This is a genomic window from Streptococcus sp. V913, from assembly GCF_054353455.1.
This window is the reverse complement of record NZ_JBTHHX010000002.1, coordinates 52,775-72,499: the sequence shown is the minus strand read 5'-3', so window position 1 is coordinate 72,499 and position 19,725 is coordinate 52,775. Positions and strand designations below refer to the sequence as shown.

The 19,725-nt window shown below is 40.2% G+C and carries 22 protein-coding genes, 1 tRNA gene and 2 pseudogenes; 12 read left to right on the top strand and 13 right to left on the bottom strand.

Annotated elements, in window-relative coordinates; all coding sequences use genetic code 11:
• Positions 1–166 precede the first annotated feature (166 nt).
• The 7 genes from ACXYSL_RS04300 to queF all read left to right on the top strand — a co-directional run bounded on the left by ACXYSL_RS04300 (position 167) and on the right by queF (position 3,715).
• The gene (locus tag ACXYSL_RS04300) at positions 167–547 is read left to right on the top strand and encodes a MarR family winged helix-turn-helix transcriptional regulator (protein ID WP_458624057.1); all 381 of its coding nucleotides are present in this window, start codon (positions 167–169) and stop codon (positions 545–547) included.
• Positions 548–645: 98 nt separating this feature from the next.
• Entirely contained in the window at positions 646–867 is a 222-nt protein-coding gene (locus ACXYSL_RS04295; RefSeq protein ID WP_007521148.1) for a DUF4649 family protein, read from the top strand.
• Positions 868–882: 15 nt separating this feature from the next.
• Entirely contained in the window at positions 883–1,197 is a 315-nt protein-coding gene (trxA, locus tag ACXYSL_RS04290; protein WP_001029581.1) for a thioredoxin, read from the top strand.
• A gap of 202 nt (positions 1,198–1,399) precedes the next feature.
• Positions 1,400–2,053: a 7-cyano-7-deazaguanine synthase QueC gene (gene queC / locus ACXYSL_RS04285; RefSeq protein WP_458624056.1), complete on the top strand. Its 654-nt coding sequence runs from the start codon at positions 1,400–1,402 to the stop codon at positions 2,051–2,053.
• Positions 2,053–2,496: a 6-carboxytetrahydropterin synthase QueD gene (gene queD / locus ACXYSL_RS04280; RefSeq protein WP_000464575.1), complete on the top strand. Its 444-nt coding sequence runs from the start codon at positions 2,053–2,055 to the stop codon at positions 2,494–2,496. The genes queC and queD overlap by 1 nt, the downstream gene beginning before the upstream one ends.
• Entirely contained in the window at positions 2,489–3,205 is a 717-nt protein-coding gene (gene queE, locus ACXYSL_RS04275) for a 7-carboxy-7-deazaguanine synthase QueE (RefSeq protein WP_458624055.1), read from the top strand. The genes queD and queE overlap by 8 nt, the downstream gene beginning before the upstream one ends.
• Positions 3,206–3,223: 18 nt before the next feature.
• Complete coding sequence (gene queF / locus ACXYSL_RS04270; protein ID WP_000082587.1) at positions 3,224–3,715, top strand: preQ(1) synthase; 492 nt, start codon at positions 3,224–3,226, stop codon at positions 3,713–3,715.
• 208 nt (positions 3,716–3,923) lie between these two features.
• Here queF and ACXYSL_RS04265 read toward each other — a convergent pair whose 3' ends face one another.
• A complete protein-coding gene (locus tag ACXYSL_RS04265; protein ID WP_458624054.1) occupies positions 3,924–4,592 on the bottom strand; it encodes an MIP/aquaporin family protein in 669 nt (222 codons plus the stop codon).
• A gap of 297 nt (positions 4,593–4,889) precedes the next feature.
• Here ACXYSL_RS04265 and ACXYSL_RS04260 point away from each other — a divergent pair.
• Positions 4,890–5,821 (top strand): annotated as a pseudogene (locus ACXYSL_RS04260) (hypothetical protein).
• A 139-nt stretch (positions 5,822–5,960) separates the two neighbouring features.
• On the opposite strand, the gene pepF reads toward ACXYSL_RS04260, so the two are convergent.
• The 6 genes from pepF to ACXYSL_RS04230 form a co-directional block, all read right to left on the bottom strand.
• Positions 5,961–7,757 (bottom strand): oligoendopeptidase F, encoded by a 1,797-nt coding sequence (gene pepF, locus ACXYSL_RS04255; protein ID WP_458624053.1) that lies wholly within the window; start codon positions 7,755–7,757, stop codon positions 5,961–5,963.
• Positions 7,758–7,767: 10 nt separating this feature from the next.
• Positions 7,768–8,511 (bottom strand): 16S rRNA (uracil(1498)-N(3))-methyltransferase, encoded by a 744-nt coding sequence (locus ACXYSL_RS04250; RefSeq protein WP_458624052.1) that lies wholly within the window; start codon positions 8,509–8,511, stop codon positions 7,768–7,770.
• A 1-nt stretch (position 8,512) separates the two neighbouring features.
• Positions 8,513–9,463 carry a 50S ribosomal protein L11 methyltransferase gene (gene prmA, locus ACXYSL_RS04245; RefSeq protein ID WP_458624051.1) on the bottom strand — a complete coding sequence of 317 codons (951 nt, stop codon included), beginning with the start codon at positions 9,461–9,463 and terminating at the stop codon, positions 8,513–8,515.
• 137 nt (positions 9,464–9,600) lie between these two features.
• The gene (locus tag ACXYSL_RS04240) at positions 9,601–10,074 is read right to left on the bottom strand and encodes a GNAT family N-acetyltransferase (protein ID WP_458624050.1); all 474 of its coding nucleotides are present in this window, start codon (positions 10,072–10,074) and stop codon (positions 9,601–9,603) included.
• Entirely contained in the window at positions 10,061–10,498 is a 438-nt protein-coding gene (locus ACXYSL_RS04235) for an NUDIX hydrolase (RefSeq protein WP_458624049.1), read from the bottom strand. The genes ACXYSL_RS04240 and ACXYSL_RS04235 overlap by 14 nt, the downstream gene beginning before the upstream one ends.
• Positions 10,499–10,507: 9 nt before the next feature.
• Entirely contained in the window at positions 10,508–10,978 is a 471-nt protein-coding gene (locus tag ACXYSL_RS04230) for a DUF3013 family protein (protein ID WP_458624048.1), read from the bottom strand.
• Between the two features lie 115 nt (positions 10,979–11,093).
• Here ACXYSL_RS04230 and ACXYSL_RS04225 point away from each other — a divergent pair, with 115 nt between their 5' ends.
• Both ACXYSL_RS04225 and ACXYSL_RS04220 read left to right on the top strand, forming a co-directional pair.
• Positions 11,094–12,365 carry a replication-associated recombination protein A gene (locus tag ACXYSL_RS04225; protein WP_458624250.1) on the top strand — a complete coding sequence of 424 codons (1,272 nt, stop codon included), beginning with the start codon at positions 11,094–11,096 and terminating at the stop codon, positions 12,363–12,365.
• Between the two features lie 263 nt (positions 12,366–12,628).
• Positions 12,629–12,701 (top strand) — tRNA-Lys (locus tag ACXYSL_RS04220).
• 85 nt (positions 12,702–12,786) lie between these two features.
• Here the strand turns inward: ACXYSL_RS04220 and ACXYSL_RS04215 are convergent.
• The 4 genes and pseudogenes from ACXYSL_RS04215 to ACXYSL_RS04200 form a co-directional block, all read right to left on the bottom strand.
• Complete coding sequence (locus tag ACXYSL_RS04215; protein ID WP_458624047.1) at positions 12,787–13,926, bottom strand: tyrosine-type recombinase/integrase; 1,140 nt, start codon at positions 13,924–13,926, stop codon at positions 12,787–12,789.
• Between the two features lies 1 nt (position 13,927).
• The gene (locus tag ACXYSL_RS04210; protein WP_000369785.1) at positions 13,928–14,116 is read right to left on the bottom strand and encodes a DUF3173 domain-containing protein; all 189 of its coding nucleotides are present in this window, start codon (positions 14,114–14,116) and stop codon (positions 13,928–13,930) included.
• A gap of 11 nt (positions 14,117–14,127) precedes the next feature.
• Positions 14,128–15,105, bottom strand: coding sequence for a replication initiation protein (locus tag ACXYSL_RS04205; RefSeq protein ID WP_458624046.1), 978 nt, complete (start codon positions 15,103–15,105; stop codon positions 14,128–14,130).
• A 45-nt stretch (positions 15,106–15,150) separates the two neighbouring features.
• Positions 15,151–15,332: pseudogene (locus ACXYSL_RS04200) on the bottom strand (hypothetical protein).
• Positions 15,333–15,539: 207 nt separating this feature from the next.
• On the opposite strand from ACXYSL_RS04200, the gene ACXYSL_RS04195 reads away from it, so the two are divergent.
• Positions 15,540–16,049, top strand: coding sequence for a helix-turn-helix domain-containing protein (locus ACXYSL_RS04195; protein WP_005591592.1), 510 nt, complete (start codon positions 15,540–15,542; stop codon positions 16,047–16,049).
• Positions 16,050–16,263: 214 nt separating this feature from the next.
• Positions 16,264–17,409 carry a low temperature requirement protein A gene (locus tag ACXYSL_RS04190; protein ID WP_458624045.1) on the top strand — a complete coding sequence of 382 codons (1,146 nt, stop codon included), beginning with the start codon at positions 16,264–16,266 and terminating at the stop codon, positions 17,407–17,409.
• Between the two features lie 519 nt (positions 17,410–17,928).
• On the opposite strand, the gene ACXYSL_RS04185 is transcribed toward ACXYSL_RS04190, so the two are convergent.
• Both ACXYSL_RS04185 and ACXYSL_RS04180 read right to left on the bottom strand, forming a co-directional pair.
• On the bottom strand, positions 17,929–19,188 hold the full coding sequence (locus ACXYSL_RS04185) for a S41 family peptidase (RefSeq protein ID WP_458624249.1): 1,260 nt from the start codon (positions 19,186–19,188) through the stop codon (positions 17,929–17,931).
• Positions 19,189–19,267: 79 nt separating this feature from the next.
• Positions 19,268–19,723 carry a GNAT family N-acetyltransferase gene (locus ACXYSL_RS04180; protein ID WP_458624044.1) on the bottom strand — a complete coding sequence of 152 codons (456 nt, stop codon included), beginning with the start codon at positions 19,721–19,723 and terminating at the stop codon, positions 19,268–19,270.
• Positions 19,724–19,725: the final 2 nt, after the last annotated feature.

Here is a 19,725-nt window from a genome sequence, read left to right as displayed (position 1 = left end):
ACCAGTTTACTCTTTTTTCAGAAAATTTCAAGGAAATATCGAAATTCTTCTTTCTTGCAAGGATTAGTTAAAAGTAGTATAATCATTGCATGCGCAATCATCTTGTGTTACAAAGATAATCAGTAATGACTTTGTGATTTTTACTTTTAAAAGAAAGGAGAAAGCAATGACCTATTTGGAAAAGTGGTTTGACTACAACCACCGTCAAAAAGAAATGGAAGCCTTGTTGGAAGAAACTATTGCCCAGCAGAGTGAACAAAGGTTGACCTTGAAAGAGTTTTACCTGCTCTACTATCTGGACCTAGCTGATGAAAAATCTTTACGACAGATTGACCTGCCAGATAAACTCCATCTCAGCCCGAGCGCTGTTTCTCGAATGGTGGCACGATTAGAAGAGAAAAACTGTGGCTTGCTTAGTCGCAGATGTTGCGATCAGGATAGACGAGCAAGTTTTATCTGTCTGACTGACGAGGGACAAACCACCCTAGCTTACCTGCAAAAAGCCGTCGAAGAAAGACTGGAAATGAGTCTTTATTTCATTTCTTAATCAGATTTTTTAAAAAAGTTGCGTGCGCAATCATTTTTCTTGACATTCTTTTTTACAAGGAGTAAAATAAAGTCATCATTAAACAAAGGAGTTATAAAATGATTGAAATTACCTATCTAGATGCCAGCAAGAATGAAAGAACTGTTACCTTCGATTCTTATGAAGACTTTGATCGTTCACAACAGGCTTGCCTTATCGGTATCGCAGACTACTACCCTGTCCAAAAATTAACTTACAACGGTCATGATTTGGACTACCATGGGACTTACGGAGATATCTTCTTCTATCTCAAGAAACAAGATTTAAGCCAATATAACTAAAAAAGGAGAAATACAATGGCAAAAGCAATTACAGATGCAACATTTGAACAAGAAACAAAAGACGGTTTGGTTTTGGTAGATTTCTGGGCAACTTGGTGTGGTCCATGTCGTATGCAAGGTCCAATCTTGGACAAATTGTCTGAGGAACTTTCAGAAGATGTCTTGAAAATCGTTAAAATGGATGTTGATGAAAATCCAAACACGGCTCGTGCTTTTGGAATCATGTCTATCCCAACCCTTCTCTTCAAAAAAGACGGCCAAGTGGTGAAACAAGTTGCAGGTGTTCATACTGCAGAACAAATCAAGGCCATCGTTGCTGAATTGAGCTAATCACACAAGAGACCAAGTACTTTATTTGGTCTCTTTTTTCTTGCCCTTTGCCATTTTTCAAAAAATATGCTAGACTGTAGGTAGAATATTACGATGTTTGGGACATGCCATCGCTAAAAAAAACCTCTACTTGGTATTTTTTAGCTCCCCTAAAGGGAGCTTTTTGCGTGCTCTGAACATTTCCCATTTTGGAAGGAGTACTATGAAACGTCAATCAGCCTTGGTCGTCTTTAGTGGCGGTCAAGATTCCACAACCTGCCTCTTTTGGGCTAAAGAACACTATGAAACAGTCGAAGCCGTCACCTTTGCCTACGGCCAACGCCATCATCTCGAAATCCAAGTTGCTAGAGAAATCGCTAAGGAACAAGGAATTCGTCATCACATCCTAGATATGTCTCTGCTAGGACAAATCACTGAAAATGCCCTAACCTCTGATATGGAAATCGAGCAAAAAGAGGGAGAGGTTCCCAATACTTTCGTTGACGGTCGCAACCACCTCTTTCTGTCCTTTGCGGCAGTTCTTGCCAAACAACTTGGTATTAAAGACATCGTGACAGGTGTCTGTGAAACAGACTTCTCAGGCTACCCTGACTGCCGTGATGTCTTTGTCAAATCCCTTAATGTCACGCTCAACCTTGCCATGGATTACGACTTTGTTATCCAAACACCTCTCATGTGGCTAGACAAGGCTGAAACTTGGGAATTAGCCGACCAACTAGGTGCCTTTGAATACGTTCGTGAAAAGACCTTGACCTGCTACAATGGGATTATCGGAAGTGGCTGCGGAAATTGCCCAGCCTGCCACCTACGTCAACATGGGTTAGATGTTTATCTCTCACAGAAAGGAGAGGCCTAATGTTTTTTGCACCCAAAGAAATCAAACAGGAAACTGGGGAGTCTCTTGTCTACAATCCTCACAGAACCTTGGTATCAAAAGAATTTACCTTCGACGCTGCCCACCACCTCTTTCACTATGAGGGAAAATGCAAATCCCTTCATGGTCACACCTATCATCTGCAGATTGCTGTTAGTGGATTTTTAGATGAACGTGGCATGACCTACGATTTCGGAGATATCAAAGCTATCTACAAGAACTACTTAGAGCCCCACTTGGACCATCGTTATCTCAATGAGACCCTGCCCTATATGAATACGACTGCTGAAAATATGGTTTACTGGATTTTCCAAACCATGAGTCAAGAGTTGCCAGATGAACGTGGTCTCCGTTTGGAATACGTTCGCCTCTATGAGACTCCGACTGCCTTTGCGGAGTTTAGACGGGAGTGGTTAGATGACTAGGGAACGTGTCCTCAAACTACCTGTTCTGGAAATTTTCGGCCCAACCTTTCAAGGTGAAGGTCGTGCTATTGGGCAGAAAACCATGTTTGTCCGTACTGCTGGTTGCGACTACCACTGCGACTGGTGTGACTCCGCCTTTACTTGGGATGGTTCTGAAAAACCAACTCGCATGACGGCTGACGAAGTCATTGCTGAATTAGACAAGCTAGGAAGCTACGACTATGTAACCCTGTCTGGGGGAAATCCTGCTATCCTAGCAGCCAACATGGCCGAATTAGTCACTAAACTCAAGGAACGTGGAGTCACTCTAGCTGTTGAGACTCAAGGCTCCCGCTGGCAAAATTGGTTAAAAGACATCGACCAAGTCACACTTAGTCCCAAACCTCCTTCATCCAAGATGGAAGTCAACTTTGAGACCTTGGACTTTATCGTTTCTCAACTGGATCCAGATAAAGTCACCTTTAAAATTCCCGTCTTTGATGATGCCGATTTGGCCTTTGCCAAAGGGATTCAAGAGCGCTACCAACCAGATGTTCTCTTCTTATCGGCTGGAAATCCTGAGCCCAAGGCCACAGGCAATATTGTCCAAGAACAACTGGACCGTCTCAAAGAACTCTGGGAACGCGTCGCTGCCGACGATAGCTGGGGCAATGTCCGCGTCCTTCCTCAACTGCATACCCTCCTCTACGATAACCAACGTGGTGTTTAAGATTAGAAAGAAAAAATCATGTCACAACAAGAAGAAATGAAAAACCTTAGCCTCCTCGGCAACAAAGAAACCAACTACATTTTCGAGTATCAACCAGAAGTCCTGGAATCCTTTGACAATCGTCATGTGGAAAATGACTATTTCATCAAATTTAACTGCCCTGAATTTACCTCACTTTGCCCCATCACTGCTCAGCCAGACTTTGCGACGATTTATATTTCCTACATTCCTGACAAACTCTGTGTCGAGTCAAAATCCCTCAAACTCTACCTCTTTAGCTACCGAAATCATGGAGATTTTCACGAAAACTGTATCAACACTATCGGGAAAGACTTGGTCAACTTGCTCGACCCTCGCTATTTAGAGGTCTGGGGAAAATTCACTCCGCGTGGTGGCATTTCAATCGATCCCTACTACAACTATGGTAAGCCTGGAACTAAGTATGAGGGCTTGGCAGAACAACGCCTCTTCCAACACGACCTTTATCCAGAGAAAATTGACAACCGCTAATACTCTTCGAAAATCTCTTCAAACCGCGTCAACGTCGCCTTGCCGTATGTATGGTTACTGACTTCGTCAGTTTCATCTACAACCTCAAAGCAGTGCTTTGAGCAACCTGCGGTTGGGTTCCTAGTTTGCTCTTTGATTTTCATTGAGTATAAACAGATACGAAAAAGTCCTGTTCCTCAAACTGAGGACAGGACTCTTTTTTCGTTTCTTATTCTTCTGTTCCAAGGCAGTTTTTCGCAACAAGGGCTGCAAGAATACCACCAACGATTGGGGCAAGGATGAAAATCCAAACTTGTTGAAGAGCTACGCCACCTACCAAGACGGCTGGTGCCAAGCTACGAGCTGGGTTTACTGAAAGTCCAGTGATGTTCAAGCCTACAAGGATCAAGGCTGTTAATGACAAACCAATCACCAAACCAGCGATTGCGCCATTTCCTTTGCTTGCTGATGTTACAGTCATGATAACCAAGACAAACAAGAAAGTTGCGATAACTTCAAACAAGAAACCACCAAAGACAGTGACACCGTTTGCCAAGGCATTTTCACCAAGACTAGCAGTTGACATGCCTGAGTTAGACAAGAGGAAGAATACTGCAGCTGACGCAAGGAAAGCTCCAACTACTTGTCCAAGGATATAGTTTACAAGCTCAGAAGATGACAAACGTTTGTTCACAAACATAGCGATCGAAACAGCTGGGTTCAAGTGAGCCCCTGAAATCGTCCCAATTGAGTAAGCTGCAACTACGATTGCCAAGCCAAAAGCAAGAGCAATCCCAAGGTGTCCAACACCTTCAACACCATTTCCAAAAACAACAGCTCCTGTTCCGATGAACACAAGCATAAATGTACCGATTAATTCAGCAACAAATTTTTTCATGATAAGTCTCCTTTTTTTCAAACTACGTATTAGTCTATCAAAAGAAACAAAGGGTTTCAAGATATTTGATTGGAAAATTTCTTGAAAATCCACTGAAATTCTAATAAAGACTATTACAAGTAAAAATTGATAAAAATGCTTTGCTGATTATCCTTGAAGAATGTCGAAAGCTTTCAAACACTTGCTTAAAAGTATGCATTCCTCAATCAAACCTTTTTCTAGTAGATCATACAAAAAAATAAAGAGAATAATATAATTGATAATATAGAATAAACGTTTTTGGAAAAGGAGACTACCATGAGAAAAAAGTTTAGAGTTTATTTTCTAACCACTGCTACGATTTTAGCGTTTGGCCTCGTCGCCTGTTCATCTAAACCATCGACCACTACTACAAGCAATACAGAAAGTACAACAAATACAGAGACAGCAACCTACCATAAGAAAGATGTAACTGGTCCTGCTGCTTCATTTGATTGGAATGCCAAAGTTGAACCTACGAACTATGAGAGAACCTTTGTTGAAACAAACAGTGGCAGTCAATTTAATAAAACTCTAGATCGCACTAAAGAGGCTGCTGAGAATCTTGAAAATAGAAAAAAGAAATTTCGGATCCTAAGGTTCAAACAGCCCTCAAATTAGTGGATGCAGTCTTTGTCAATCAAGAAAATCTTGACCTAGTTGTGAAAGCATCGGGTGCTAGCAATCAAGAAGAGTTATTTGATAAGATTTGGAACGAATATTTAGTCCCTGAGTTAACTAAAATCCGTCCGAATTTTTCAAATGATACCATCTTTGAGTATAAGGGAGAAAAATATCCTCTCAAAATTTATGCACCAATGTTTTTCAAGGTCAATACCAATGCATTAGGAAAAGCAGGTGCCTATACTCTTGAGGACTATAAGGTAGAAGGCGATATGGTTTATTTGAAATTTATGTCTCCATCTGTAGATACTTACCAATATGAAGTCAAAGCATCCTATCACACAGACAATCTCGCATTCTTTCAAGGACTGGTGGAAGAACAACAAAAGGCTCTTGAAACAGACTATGTTAAAGCTCTAAATATTCGATTTGTTTATCAATTAGCGGCGCTTGATTTTAAAGCGGATAACTATGTCGATTTAGAGGGAATGGATTATCTTGATCGCAGCACTCATTACCTCGCCATAAAAGTGGATAATAATGGAGAAGCTAGCTTTGATAATGAAAATCTCGCCAACCTTTTATAAATTAGCATGAAGGCTTCAAATGAAGCCAATAAAGGAAAATTTGAGTAAATCTTTAAAGCATGAAAAAATCACCTAAAACAGGTGATTTTTGTGTATTCATTTTATCAATAAAGCGGCTTAAATCCGACACCGGATACTCTTACTCCCCCAACTCCACACTGTAGGCGATAATCTGGTCAACTGTATCAGACAGAAACTGAATCGTATCACGGAGTGGTTTGTCTGTTGAGATATCCGCTCCAATAATCATGGCTGACTCAAGTGGTGTCTTGCTACCACCTGACTTAAGGAGATTGATCCAGTCTTCAGCTCCAGTTGATGAATGTTTCAGATGAAGGTAACCAGCTGTTGAGATGACAAGGCCAGCAGAGTAGGTGTAGCTATACAAGCCCATGTAATAGTGAGCTTGGCGCATCCAAGTGAGTGCCGCATCGTCATCAATCTCAATGGCATCTCCCCAGAAGTCTGTCAAGACTTCTTTCATAATGCTGTTGAGCTTGTTTGCTCCAAAGGTCTCCCCTTCTTCAATCAATGTATAAAACTTACGCTGGAAGGCCGCTTCCAAGAGGTGGGTGATAAAGTTATGGAAGTAGGTGTCTGTCAAGCGGTGGGCAAGAGCGAAGCGTTTTTGACGTGGGTCTTCAGACTGGTGTTCCAAGTAATCACTGAGGAGCAATTCATTGAAGGTTGATGGCGCTTCGACATAGTAGGTCGACATGTGGGCGTTGAAATAGCTCTGGTGGTTGTCTGAGAAGATAAATTGACCAGAATGCCCAATCTCATGAATCAAGGTATAGACATCACTCAAACGACCTGTCCAGCTCATAAGGACATAAGGATGCACACGATATGGATCCGTTGCATATCCCCCAGAATCTTTGCCACTATTGGCTGCAAAGTCAACCCAGCGCTCTTCTTGGTAACGGGCAATTTCTTGAGTGTATTCTTGACCCAATGGTGCGACTGACTTCATGACCAAGTCATAGGCATCATCAATGCTCACTTCAGGATTGAGGGTGCTATCCAAGTCCAATTTCCAGTCAGCAAAGGTCATCTTTTCAAGACCATTCACCTTGGCAACATGCTTGAGGTATCTCTGAGCAACTGGCGCAAAATCCTTCATGATAAGGTCAATCTGGCGGTCAAACATGGCTCGATCTACTTCCTGCTCAGCTAAAAGATAGTCGAATACTGAGTCATAGCCTTTCATATCTGCCAAGAGTTTTTCAGACTTGACTTGAGCAAGGTAAGCTGCTGCAGCCGTATTTTGGTGCTTACGAAGTCCTTCTGAGAAGGAACGGAAAGATTTCTCACGAATTTCAGCATCTTCGTGGTTTTGGTAGAAATTCTCATAAGTTACAAAGCTGTTCTTGTAGGTCTTGCCATGGGCTTCAAAGTCAGCCATTTCAAAATCCCCAGCTCGCATTTTAGTATAGATGTCCTGTGGACTGTAGAAAACTTCACCGAGGTTGGTCAAAGCCTTCTCCACATCAGCACCGAGATAGTGGGCTTTTTTGATTTTTGCCTGACGAATAGCTGCCGTCAAGTGGGGCAGTTCACCCAAACGAGCCAAGACTTCCTCATCTGCTGCTACCAAGGCATCGTCAAAGAAAGTCAAGGCTACACTGGCATCTGTTTCAAATTCCATCCCAGCTTGGGCAATATTAGCAAACTCTTCATTGCTATAGTCTGTCGTCTGAGGCATAAAGGCATAATTGCCGATATGGCTCATCTGGATATAGATTTGTTCCAATTCCGCAAAGGCCTTCTCAAAATCCTCAAAAGTATGAAGATTGCCCTTGTAATCACGGCTAAATTGATTAATATCTTCGCGCGTCTTTTCAATCGCACGCAAGAAATCCTCACGGTCTTGGTATAGGGCGGTTAAATCCCAAAGTTCCTTTTCTGGAAATTCTGAACGGTGTTTTTGTTCCATTTTCTTCCTCTTATTTTTCTAATTCTAATAAAACACTAAGGGCTGATAAGGCGTAAAGCGGGGCTGTTTCCGCTCTTAGAATGCGAGGACCAAGTCCTGCAAGAACTGCTCCTTTGGCTTCGAAACTCTCAATTTCCGCAGGTGAGAGACCACCTTCTGGACCAAAGATAAAGAGCAATTTTGCTCCTTTTTCAATGTCACTAACTGCTTGTAAAAGAGCAGCGGCTTCTCCTTCTTTGGCTGATTCTTCATAGGCGACCACGATAGAGTCGAACTGGTCCAGTTGTGCTAGAAATTCTGATTTCTTCTCAAAAAGTTGGATACTTGGGACCAGATTACGCTTGCTTTGTTCTGCCGCTCCAAGGGCGATTTTTTCTAGTTTATCAACCTTTTTGCCCAATTTCTTGCCATCCCATTTGGCGACCGACCAGTCTGCGGGAAATGCCCAAATTTGGCTAGCTCCTAGTTCTGTCACTTTTTGAGTGATGAACTCCAGCTTGTCTCCCTTGGGAAAGCCTGATGCGATGGTCACTTGGATTGGCAGTTCCACATTGTCAGCTAATTCTTGGACCAACTCAAACTGACGTGCTTCCACATCAAGCACGCGCGCCAAACGCTTGATGCCATCATCAAAGACCAAGGTCACCTGGTCATCTTCTTTCAGACGCATAACCTGAAACATGTGCTTGCTGGTTTCCTTGTCCTCAATGGTGACAGGAGAGATAGGACTGCCTTTGACAAAATACTGCTGCATGTTAGCCTCCAATCACACCGGAAATATCCTTGGTCTTCTTGAAGACACAGGCATTCCATTCCCCTTGAATCATGTGGGTCTCAAGGAAAAATCCAGCTGACTCAGCTGACTCACGCACCATATCCCACTTGTCCTTGATAATGCCACTCATGATGAGGTAGCCTTCATCCTTGACCAAGCGATAAGCATCCTCGGTCAGATGGATGAGAATATCTGCCAAGATATTAGCCACGATGACATCTGCCTCAACTTCCACACCCTTAAGCAAATCGCCTGGCGCTACATAGATATTTTCCATGCCGGGATTGAGCTCAATATTTTCCTGTGCCACACGAACCGCCACATCATCGAGATCATAGGCGAAGATTTCCTTAGCTCCTAGTAGTGAGCTCGCGATTGAAAGGACACCTGATCCAGTCCCCACATCAATCACTGTCTCACCGCCACGAAGGACCTGCTCCAAGGCAAAGAGACTCATCTTGGTCGTTGGATGCGTCCCAGTCCCAAAGGCCATGCCAGGATCTAGCTTGATAATTTTTTCTCCAGCAGTCGCCTCATAGTCTGTCCAAGACGGCACGATGGTCAAATCATGAGTAATACGAGCTGGCTCATAGTATTTCTTCCAATTGTCCGCCCAATCTTCCTCAGCCAAGGCAGTTGTCCCCATCTTGACCTCTCCCAGATCCATAAAATCTGTCAATTCTGCTAAGCGAGCCTGTAAGTCTGCCTCAACCACTGCTACATCCACTGTGTCAGGGTAGTAGGCTGTCACCACGATTTCTTCCTGTTGCTCGACCTCTGGGAAAATCTCACCGAAACGGTCAACATTTCCCACATAGTCCATACTGTCTTCAATCGCAACACCTTGCGCCCCTAGCTCAATCAGGAGGTTGGAAACCAATTCCTCTCCCTCACGCTTCACTGTAACTTTTAACTCTTGCCATGTTTCCATAATTAAGATACCAAGCCCGTAAAACACAAAGCCAAAATAGGAAATTCTCTGAAGACGCTTGTGTCTAAGAGAAGTTTATCTTTGTGGCACAGTGTTTAGGGCGGGTTCAGTTTAGAAATTTAACCGACCCATCCTTTCTATTTTTCTATCCATTTTTTCATGTAGACCATATCCATGCCTTCTTTTTCAGGCTCGATATGGGTCTGACAATAGCCGTTTTTCTCATAAAAAGCAACCATGCCTGCATCCTGTAATACCGTACACAAATCCCATTGTGTGATGGTTGGAAATTCTTTTTCCAGCAAGCTCAGTCCCTCAGAACCATATCCTTTTCCTTGATACGGAGGTAAAATCGCGGCTGTTCCCAACCAAGCTTCTGTCAACTCTTCATTGGTCTGAACTCGTAAAAAACCAATCTTTTCTTCATCTTCTTTCACAAAGTAGTAATAGCTATTAGGACGTTCTGCTAGTTTCCACTTGATTCGTTCGCGGTCCTCCAGATAAGGATCATACTCATCTTGGTATTTCTCATAAACCGCCTCAAAACTGGCTCTTTGAATGGCAATAATCGTTTCTAAATCTTCCGTCCCTACTCTCTCAATTGTTATCATTCTTCTCCTCCAAATAATCCCTCACTCTATACTGCAACTGAGGTACAACCTTATCTGAGCCAAGAAATTCCTCGATGCCCATCAGTTTGTAACCCTGCCCTTCGTCACCAAAGACAATACTATCAAACTGTTCCTGCCTTAACTTACCAACTAGAAAGACAGATTCCTTCCCCTCAAAAAGCATACTTGGGTACACCTTACTCCAAAGCAGACACTCTTCAATCAAATGAATTCCCAGCTCTTCATAAACTTCACGCGCTACACACTCAAAAGGACTTTCATCACCCTCTCGTCCGCCACCTGGCAATTCCCAGGTATTAGGGTATGGAATGTTTGATTTGTCATCACGTAAGATAGTTAAGAGCTTATCACCACAAAAGAGGGCAATTTTGCAACCTGTAAAATCAGAAATCTCTATTTCCATGTCAGACTCCTAGTATCTCGGATAAGGATAAAACTCTCCTTCTTCCAAGCCTGCTTTCCCTTCTTCAAAGACTTCTTGGTTCCATTCCATGACAAATTCTTCTGCTTCTGGATCTTCCAAAAAGTCCATGAGCGCATCCAGCCCAACCTCGGCAGTATCTTTTAGGAAAAGCGCAAAATAAGCCAAAAACTCGCGAGAAAAACCTTTCTTAGGTAGATAAGGGATGACCGTTAAATAGTCTTCTTTATTGACTGTTGACTTGGCAGGATTGTAAAAAAGCACTGCTTCCTCAAAGAGGATATCATCTGAAGAAACCTCTCCATCCTCATCCACCATCTCCACACCTGCAGCATTTTGCGCTTCCAATATAAAACTCACTTCAACCGCGTGGTTGCGCTTGTCCCAGCTAATCTCATAGTCAAAGGGAAAGTTCTTGTCCAATTCTTCCTCTAAAACATCTAAAAATCCATATGTTGCCATTTTGTCCTCTTTCTATGTGACTCTTAAATCGCCCCGATTACTCGGAATTATGCTAAAATAGATACTACCATCTTACCACATATACATCAGAAAATCCATGTTAGAAAGGACTGCTATGCCAGACAATCTCGCGCTTCGCATGCGCCCAAAAACCATCGACCAGGTCATCGGTCAGGAGCATCTGATCGGACCTGGAAAAATTATCCGTCGCATGGTGGAAGCCAATCGTCTGTCCTCCATGATTCTCTACGGACCTCCAGGAATCGGCAAGACCAGTATCGCCTCTGCCATCGCTGGAACGACCAAGTATGCCTTTCGGACCTTTAACGCGACAGTGGATAGTAAAAAGCGACTCCAAGAAATCGCGGAAGAGGCTAAATTTTCTGGAGGATTGGTCCTGTTACTGGACGAGATTCACCGACTAGATAAAACCAAGCAAGACTTCCTTCTGCCACTCTTGGAAAGTGGTCTGGTTATCATGATTGGAGCAACGACTGAAAATCCTTTCTTTTCTGTCACTCCTGCCATTCGTAGCCGTGTTCAGATTTTTGAATTAGAACCCTTGTCCAATCAAGATGTTAAAGAAGCCATTCAAATCGCTATATCTGACCCTGAACGGGGTTTTGACTTTCCAGTTGAGCTAGATGAGGACGCTCTGGATTTTATCACAACCTCTACTAATGGTGACCTCCGTTCTGCCTTTAATTCACTAGATTTGGCTGTTCTCTCTACCCCTGAGAATGACAAGGGCGTCCGTCATATCACTCTAGATATCATGGAAAATAGCCTACAGCGCAGCTATATTACTATGGACAAGGATGGGGACGGTCATTATGATGTTCTCTCAGCCCTGCAAAAGTCCATCCGCGGCTCAGATGTGGATGCCAGTCTCCACTACGCAGCCCGCTTGATTGAAGCTGGGGATCTTCCTAGCCTCGCTCGTCGCTTGACTGTGATTGCTTATGAAGATATCGGCTTGGCCAATCCTGAAGCGCAGATCCATACTGTAACTGCTCTAGATGCTGCACAAAGGATTGGTTTCCCAGAAGCTCGCATCCTCATTGCTAATGTTGTGATTGATCTGGCTCTTTCACCCAAGTCCAACTCAGCCTATGTGGCTATGGACAAGGCCCTTGCTGATCTCAAAACATCGGGGCATTTGCCTATCCCTCGGCACCTGCGTGATGGTCACTACAGTGGCAGCAAGGAACTAGGGAATGCTCAAAACTATCTCTATCCACACAACTATCCTGGAAATTGGGTCAAGCAAGACTATCTGCCAGAAAAAATCCAAAATCACCACTATTTTACTCCAAAAGATACCGGCAAATACGAACGAGCCTTGGCGCAACGTAAGGAAACCATTGATAAATTACGAAATTTGTGAAATCCTTTTCAGATAATTGCATTTTCCTCTTGATTTTTTTTGAAAAAGTGGTATCATATAAACATAGAAACGCTGTGGTGTACGACTTCACACTTAAGTGTTGACCGACTATTTTTTGTATTATTAGGGAAACAAAAGTCTTCTAACAGCATGTAAGCCGTCTCACACGGAAACAGCTTCAGTTAGAGCGAGTTGCCCACCTGCTTAATTGCGCGGGTTCAATACAAACCGTGAAGTTTCGGCACCAATACAGCTTTTTATTTGCCTTCTTAGCTCAGTTGGTAGAGCAGTAGACTCTTAATCTATGGGTCGCAGGTTCGAGCCCTGCAGGGGGCATCTAAATCAACAGGAAAAAGCCTTGAAATCAAGGCTTTTTTGTTTGTCTATAACTGATTTGCCCCATCATTTGCCCCACATTTTTTTATGAGCAATCTTTCCAGACATCTCTAATTTGATTAAATTCCTCAAAAATTTTCTCTTCTAAAGTGTGTCCATATACTTCTACTAACATTGAAATATCTCTATGCCCTAGAATTTTTGCAATAACTCCAAGGTCAAATCCTTTGTGCCAGAGGTAGCTTCCATAGGTATGACGTGCTCCTTTTGTCGTGATAATTGGATAAATATCTAATTCATTTAAAAGAACACTCAAAGCTTTATTGACACTTGCAATGTCTGGTACCAAGTGAATATATCCATAATGCTGAAAAATCATTTTATACCTATTCTTGATTCCTAGCTCTTTATTAGCCTTCTCTTGTTCAATTTTTAGGACTTGTAATATCTTGATACATTCTTCGTCTATCGGTACCACCCGAATAGACGTTTTGTTTTTTGGAGGGACAAATTTATGAGTAAGGGTATTAAACCTCCTATATGTTTTTAGCAGTCCTCTGTCAAAGTCAACTTCATTCCAAGTTAACGCTATTAACTCTCCAAACCTCATACCTGTTTTTAATAGAAAATAGACGATATAAGGAACAATTGAATGTTGGTAATCAAATTTTCTCTTTACTGCTAAAAGTAAATCCAGATAGTCCTTTTCTGTATGTAAATATTTCTCTTCTGTCATCTGTTGTTCTTTGGATGAAAATAACTCGACATGTTGTGTAAAATCATCTATTAGAACTTTGTCGGCAATTGCCATTTGGATGCTCTGATGAATCCCAGTATTCAATCTACCAAGAAAATTTCTACCAACTGTTTGCCCATACTTATTCATTATTCTTTGGTATTCACTCGCACGAATTTGAGTGACTTTTTTATTTCCAAATAATCTTTCAATTGTGTTTTTACGGAGAAGATATTTTTTCTTTGTCTCTTCCGACCTACTACTCGGTAGAATTTTTAGTTCAAGCCATTCTTGATATAGATCGATAAGAGAAATATCTCTAGAAATTCTTTTCCCTAAACGAAGTTCTTGCAGAATCGGTTCAGCTTCTGACTCTGCAAGTTTTTTTGTTTTAAAACCGCTATTATGAGCAACAGTTTTTCCTTCGCTACGAATTTCATAGGTCCATAAATTACTATCTCCTCGCTTTCGATAACGAACACTCGCCATATTACGCCACCTCTGTTCCTAGAATCTCATTTACAACACTTTTTGGAACAACCATCAAACGTTTGCGATTATAAAATGTATAACCTCGTGATACAAGTAATTCTCTTGCCTGATGAATGATATCATTCGCTGTATGAGGGCGATAGCCCATTTCAATTAATTCTTTGTTACTAATTAAATTATTGTCCATAGTTATCCTCCTTATTTTTTTTCTAAATTCAGAAACTCACCTACAAGTAGTTGTAATTCTGAATTTAATTTAGGGAGATTCTGTATTAATACTTCTTTTAATTCTTCCGCAAATTGGTTCGTTTCTTCTCTCAATAGTTTGCGGACTCTTGTTTTTTTCTTTTTGATACTGTCTGATTTTAAATTTGGAAAAGCCAATGATAACAGTTCAGGATTGTTGAGAAAGATAATTGTAAATGCTCTTTGATCCACTCGAATATGTTCTAGCTTATAAAATCCGAAATTATCAAGTCGATTCATAATATCTTGGACCATCTCCTCACCAATCGCTTTGGTCCTGAGTTGGAACTCCAGTCTCCACCAAAACGGATTTACAGCCAAATCTAGCTTCTCTTCGCGCTTGTGAGCAATGATTTCTTTATTCTTATCATATAACCTAACTTGTACATTACTACCGCTAGAACCCCAATATTTCGTCTCTAATTCGCCCCCTCTACCATAGAAGACCTTATGGGTAACACCACCTTTAATATGTTGCAAATTAACGATTTCAGGATTGTTGAAAATGTCAAATGCCAAATCAAAACGTGACAAACGTACCGTCAATGAATTCAATCTAGCAAAGTACATTAATTGCCTCCATACTTTCATTCCATCAAATTCTTTTAAAGTATTAGGATTGAAATCAATTCGAATCAATTGTTCATTTCCATAAATGGCTAATTGGAAGAATATAATATTGATTGAATCATACTCATTAAAATCTTTAGCTAAAGTAAAGACATCATCTCGTACGTTATCATGTATTTCAAATGAGTCAACTTTTGCGCTTATTGCCTGTTTCAGATTTTTGAAAATTCGTCTTAGGGAACCAGTGTCTGTATCCCAGATAACCGTTAATCTATCAATACTGACATCGAACCGCTGTACTAATTCTCCTACATCACATCGTTCTTGAATGCTTCTTAAATCTTGTATAGAAACCAACAAAATCGTCCCCCCTTCTTTTAGATTTTTTAGTCCTCAGAAACACCGTCAAATCAACGTTTGCTCGTTCCGTCGTTCTTTGGGCGTTGCCCTAAGTGTACCTTTTTGCTGGCTGTTAGAATAGCCAGCTTTTGCTTGGCTAGAAATTGTCTGGACGGCAGTCTGCAGGACTTCGCCTGACTTCCCGTCAGGCTCGTCCCTTGTCCTTGTCACACAATTTCTAGCTCCAAGGCTTCGAATAGTCATAAGTCATAGTCTCGTCCTCAACTTCCTCCCCACTCACCAATCCTAAACTTACGAGCTATTTTGTATTATTTATAACTTATTTATAAGTTATAAATATATTTTATAAAAAATATTTTAATTAGTCAACTAAAAACTTGATTTGTAAGTTTATAGGTGATAAAATAAGTTAAAAATAAAAATAGGAGTTTCCCATGACCTTTATTATTCAAAATTTTGGACCCAATTTGGCACGACTACGCATAGAAAAAGGAGTAAGCCAAACTCAACTAGCTGAAGATTTAGGAATCGGTAAACAGTCCATCTCTGATTACGAAAAACAAAAAAGCTATCCTACCTTTGCAAATTTGGATAAGATAGCAGAATATTTTAATGCAACTCCAACCCAACTCTTTGGAACGAGTAAAGAGATTGAGTTAGAAAAGAGTGTTCTTGAATCTAATGAATACTCCGATAAAGTAAGTGAAATCTTAAAAGCTGTCAAATACATCGAGCATTTCCTACATACTGATGGACAGTACTTAGAGGATTTACTTTACCTAACAAGAGGCAACCAACTATACACAGAAGATGGAAAAGAGTTGTATATTGATCCAACTTCTCAGAAAAGAACACTTCATACCCAATATGAACCTGGTTTTATTGAAGCAAGAGATAAATCTCCACTAGAGCTCTTAATTGAAAATAAGGAGCTATTAGATTAAATAAAAAAAGCGAGGATATCCTCGCTTTTCTATTGTAAAATCTTATTCTTCATTATCAATCATCAAACACTCTGCCTGTGAGTTGGTACATGAGGTAAATGTGCTCCAAGGTTTTGACAATTCGCGTCACATGAAGTTATTTAAGCATTTCCTTTTCTCTCATTACCATTTTCTGTTATAATAAATTGTACTTCTAGAATAGAAAGGACTTAAGATGACAACTCTTATTAAACATAAACGTGTAGAATTTTCAGAACTTTTTTATGACCTAGTTTTTGTTTTTGCAATTTCAAAAGCAACTACTTTAATTGAGCATCTTCATAACGGTATTTTGACTTGGAATTCTTTCCTTGATTTTTTCATGGCTGTTTTGGTTCTCACTGATTCATGGATGATTCAAACCGTTTATACCAATCGCTATGGAAAGAACTCTTTATTTAACATGGTAATCATGTTTATCAAAATGGGACTTTTACTCTTTATAGCCAATATGATTGGACCTGATTGGCAACAATATTTTCATTATCTTTGTTGGGCTGTTGGTACATTAACCTTTACCTTATTTTTTCAATATTTGGTTGAATTTTTTAGAAAATCAACCGATAATGTTGAACGGGAAAGTATCAAAGGTTTTCTATGGATAACAGGTCTAGGAAGTTTAGGAGTCTATCTAGCAGCTCTTCTTCCTATTTACGTTGCAGTCTCTGTCTTATTTGCTAGTATTCTGCTAACATTTATTATGCCAATTATCTTGCTTAGTAAAGATAAGCATTACCAGGTAAATCTCCCCCATTTAATCGAGCGCATCTCCCTTCTTGTCATTATTACGTTTGGAGAGATGATTATGGAGCTAGCTAACTTCTTTACAATCGAGAATTTCTCGATTTATTCAGTTCTTTATTTCATTATTATGCTTTCTCTGTTCTTGTTTTATTTTGGTCAATTCGACCATGCTATTGATGAAAAATCTAATCAAAAGGGACTATTTCTAATTTACAGTCACTATCCTATTTTCATTGGACTTATTATGATGACCGTTTCGATGAGTTTTCTTCTGAATCCTGAAGCTAATCTTCTCTTTGCAACCAGCTTCTCTTATATCGGATTTGGCCTCTTTCAAGCTGCTGTCCTAGTAAATGGGCCCTATAACAAACACTATCTTCGCTATTCGAAAAGTTACTACTGTGTCCAAGCGACACTCTATCTGGCTGCCTTGATTCTCTCTTTAATCTTTGCTTCTAATCCTATAATAGTAGTGAGTATAACAACCATTTTAGCTCTAGCTATAGCCATTCATTTTATTTATTTTTATATGACACAGAATAAAAAATATTCCAAATCTAACTGGGGATTATTTTAATGAGTTTATAACATTAAAAAGCCTTGGGAACCAAGGCTTTTTTTCATTAATTTGTTTTTCCATTTTATCCTCCAATTTGATCTCGCACTGACATTTATTTATAACAAAACTATATATCTAGAATAGCATAATCATTAGGTATTATAGGTTTTCAAACAAAATACGAGTCATTCGTTTTTGCCCCACTTTTGCCCCATTTTTAAATCCTGACATTGAAAACACCTAAAAGTATTTCCCTAAAATCAGCTATATTTCAACATTTTTGTTTATTTTCAATATGAAAAGTTCTTACAAATCCATGCAGGGGGCATCTAAAAACAACAGGAAAAGCCTTGGTTTCAAGGCTTTTTTTGTGTCCTCCCTACTTTTATTCCATCAACGGATGCTCAAGATATATTTTATGTGTAAAAAAATTCTTTTGCCCCTCAGTGATACAATCATTTTACTCAATTACAAGCAGATCGAAAGCAAAAGACTTAGCTCTATTTCATACAGAACTAAGTCTTTTATTTAAACAATCTAATGTTTCCTCTTCATCTCAATCAACTTCAGACATTTATCTAGATCTACATCTCGTTCAAAATGTGCAGGAGTCCAAGGGATTTCTATATCAGGAAGAACACCTTTGTCCGTCATCCCTTTGCCTTTATCTATAGCCAACCAGCGAGAAGTTGGGAACATCAAAAAGTAATCATCATAATCTACCTTGCAACAATTTGAGTAGTCTAAAATACCAAGCGTTGGACGGCCGATAACTGTCACTTTCTTAAAATCCTTCATCATCTTGACAAAATTATCTCCTGATGATGCACAATAAATATCCGACAAAACAAAAATCTGCTCTGGATAGTGACCACCCTTAACACCTGGGAAAAGCTCGTCTTGATCATCCTGATACCGAACATAGCCTTTCCCTCGATTTTGGAGTAAATTATTACGAAAATCTTCAAGCAGTTTCACCGTATCAGGACTGATATTTTCTTGTTGAAGCCATGTTTCAAAATCTTTTAAGCGTCGATCGACATTTCCTTCTGTATAGAGAATTTCCATTCCATCATCCTGTAAATCAAGAGTGTCATAGCCTTTCCCTTCCTCCAAGCCAAGATGTAAGAGCGGAAAATACAAAGAATCCGTGCCCCCATTGTTGTAACGGACATCTATAATAAGAGTTTCTGTCTCAGCAATCTTCTGCAAACACTCTTGGTATAAACGGTTAATCGCTTCTTCATCCATAAAATTATCTAAACGTAGATAGAGGATATCTGACTCCAACTTTTTCCAAAAAATCTGAGCTTTTTGAGCTTGCTGGCTAGCACGAACTGCAATAGACATCTCCTGCCCATCTCGCAAGACGGTCACTTGCTCTGCCATCAGTAGCAGATCTACCCATTCTCGGTATCGTCTTTCTGGAGTCAGACTAATAAAGTAATTTTGGTGTTGCAAAGCTACTTGCTCCAAACTTATCCCGTCCAGACTGAGGATTCGATCCCCCACTTGGAGACCTGTATCTTGGTTTGCTTCCTCAACAAACATTTCCTGCTCACTTATCCTCAAAAGAAAACCTTTTGGACCTGATTTTTTATCATGGAAAGAAATATGCCCAATAATCCCAAAACTAGCAAGATAAGTCCTGACTTGATAAAGAAATTCTTGCTCAGTCATATCATCTGTAATCTTTTCTAGAAAAGGCTGAGGGTTGCACCCTTTGCGATCTTTTACTGTAGATGAATCATGTGTCATAATCCAAACAATGTCTTTAAAAATATCTGTTTTTTTCATACGAGCCATTCCTTCTACCTTTAAAATAGCATAGCCTTCTTCACAACGAAAAAGGAGTTTTTACTACAAAGTCAATCTGCTATCCGCCCTTTTTCATGATGTATTTTCGTATAGGTGTTTCAACCATTTGAACGATTTCAAATCCTTCTTTTTGATACAGATGCTTTGCTGCTTGATTTGACTCAAAGACTGTTAGAGAAATACTGGCAATTTCTTCATTTTCAAACATTAATTGAATAAAGTCCTTAAAAGCCTGGCTACCTAATCCTTGCCCCTGTTTCTGGGGGTTGATAAAAAATCTCCCGATATGAAGATTTCTGTCTTCTAGCCTGATTTTTTGTATTAGCCCAACAAACTCTTGTCCATCAAAGATTGAAAAGATTCCTTCCAAATCTTGCAAGGCTTGAAGGGTCAGTGGAAAAGGAATCTTTGGTCCCATCCATTGTTCTTGAAAGGATTTTCCGAGGGAGTTAGACCATTGGCATACGAATTGAGCATTTTCTATGCTCACATTTTCTTCAAAACGAATTGTCATCT

Excerpts from the sequence above, each read along its gene's own strand:
- ACXYSL_RS04300 (WP_458624057.1), top strand. The coding sequence starts at position 167 with ATGACCTATTTGGAAAAGTGGTTTGACTACAACCACCGTCAAAAAGAA.
- ACXYSL_RS04295 (WP_007521148.1), top strand. The coding sequence starts at position 646 with ATGATTGAAATTACCTATCTAGATGCCAGCAAGAATGAAAGAACTGTT.
- trxA (WP_001029581.1), top strand. The coding sequence starts at position 883 with ATGGCAAAAGCAATTACAGATGCAACATTTGAACAAGAAACAAAAGAC.
- queC (WP_458624056.1), top strand. The coding sequence starts at position 1,400 with ATGAAACGTCAATCAGCCTTGGTCGTCTTTAGTGGCGGTCAAGATTCC.
- queD (WP_000464575.1), top strand. The coding sequence starts at position 2,053 with ATGTTTTTTGCACCCAAAGAAATCAAACAGGAAACTGGGGAGTCTCTT.
- queE (WP_458624055.1), top strand. The coding sequence starts at position 2,489 with ATGACTAGGGAACGTGTCCTCAAACTACCTGTTCTGGAAATTTTCGGC.
- queF (WP_000082587.1), top strand. The coding sequence starts at position 3,224 with ATGTCACAACAAGAAGAAATGAAAAACCTTAGCCTCCTCGGCAACAAA.
- ACXYSL_RS04265 (WP_458624054.1), bottom strand. The coding sequence starts at position 4,592 with ATGAAAAAATTTGTTGCTGAATTAATCGGTACATTTATGCTTGTGTTC.
- pepF (WP_458624053.1), bottom strand. The coding sequence starts at position 7,757 with ATGGAACAAAAACACCGTTCAGAATTTCCAGAAAAGGAACTTTGGGAT.
- ACXYSL_RS04250 (WP_458624052.1), bottom strand. The coding sequence starts at position 8,511 with ATGCAGCAGTATTTTGTCAAAGGCAGTCCTATCTCTCCTGTCACCATT.
- prmA (WP_458624051.1), bottom strand. The coding sequence starts at position 9,463 with ATGGAAACATGGCAAGAGTTAAAAGTTACAGTGAAGCGTGAGGGAGAG.
- ACXYSL_RS04240 (WP_458624050.1), bottom strand. The coding sequence starts at position 10,074 with ATGATAACAATTGAGAGAGTAGGGACGGAAGATTTAGAAACGATTATT.
- ACXYSL_RS04235 (WP_458624049.1), bottom strand. The coding sequence starts at position 10,498 with ATGGAAATAGAGATTTCTGATTTTACAGGTTGCAAAATTGCCCTCTTT.
- ACXYSL_RS04230 (WP_458624048.1), bottom strand. The coding sequence starts at position 10,978 with ATGGCAACATATGGATTTTTAGATGTTTTAGAGGAAGAATTGGACAAG.
- ACXYSL_RS04225 (WP_458624250.1), top strand. The coding sequence starts at position 11,094 with ATGCCAGACAATCTCGCGCTTCGCATGCGCCCAAAAACCATCGACCAG.
- ACXYSL_RS04215 (WP_458624047.1), bottom strand. The coding sequence starts at position 13,926 with ATGGCGAGTGTTCGTTATCGAAAGCGAGGAGATAGTAATTTATGGACC.
- ACXYSL_RS04210 (WP_000369785.1), bottom strand. The coding sequence starts at position 14,116 with ATGGACAATAATTTAATTAGTAACAAAGAATTAATTGAAATGGGCTAT.
- ACXYSL_RS04195 (WP_005591592.1), top strand. The coding sequence starts at position 15,540 with ATGACCTTTATTATTCAAAATTTTGGACCCAATTTGGCACGACTACGC.
- ACXYSL_RS04190 (WP_458624045.1), top strand. The coding sequence starts at position 16,264 with ATGACAACTCTTATTAAACATAAACGTGTAGAATTTTCAGAACTTTTT.
- ACXYSL_RS04185 (WP_458624249.1), bottom strand. The coding sequence starts at position 19,188 with ATGAAAAAAACAGATATTTTTAAAGACATTGTTTGGATTATGACACAT.
- ACXYSL_RS04180 (WP_458624044.1), bottom strand. The coding sequence starts at position 19,723 with ATGACAATTCGTTTTGAAGAAAATGTGAGCATAGAAAATGCTCAATTC.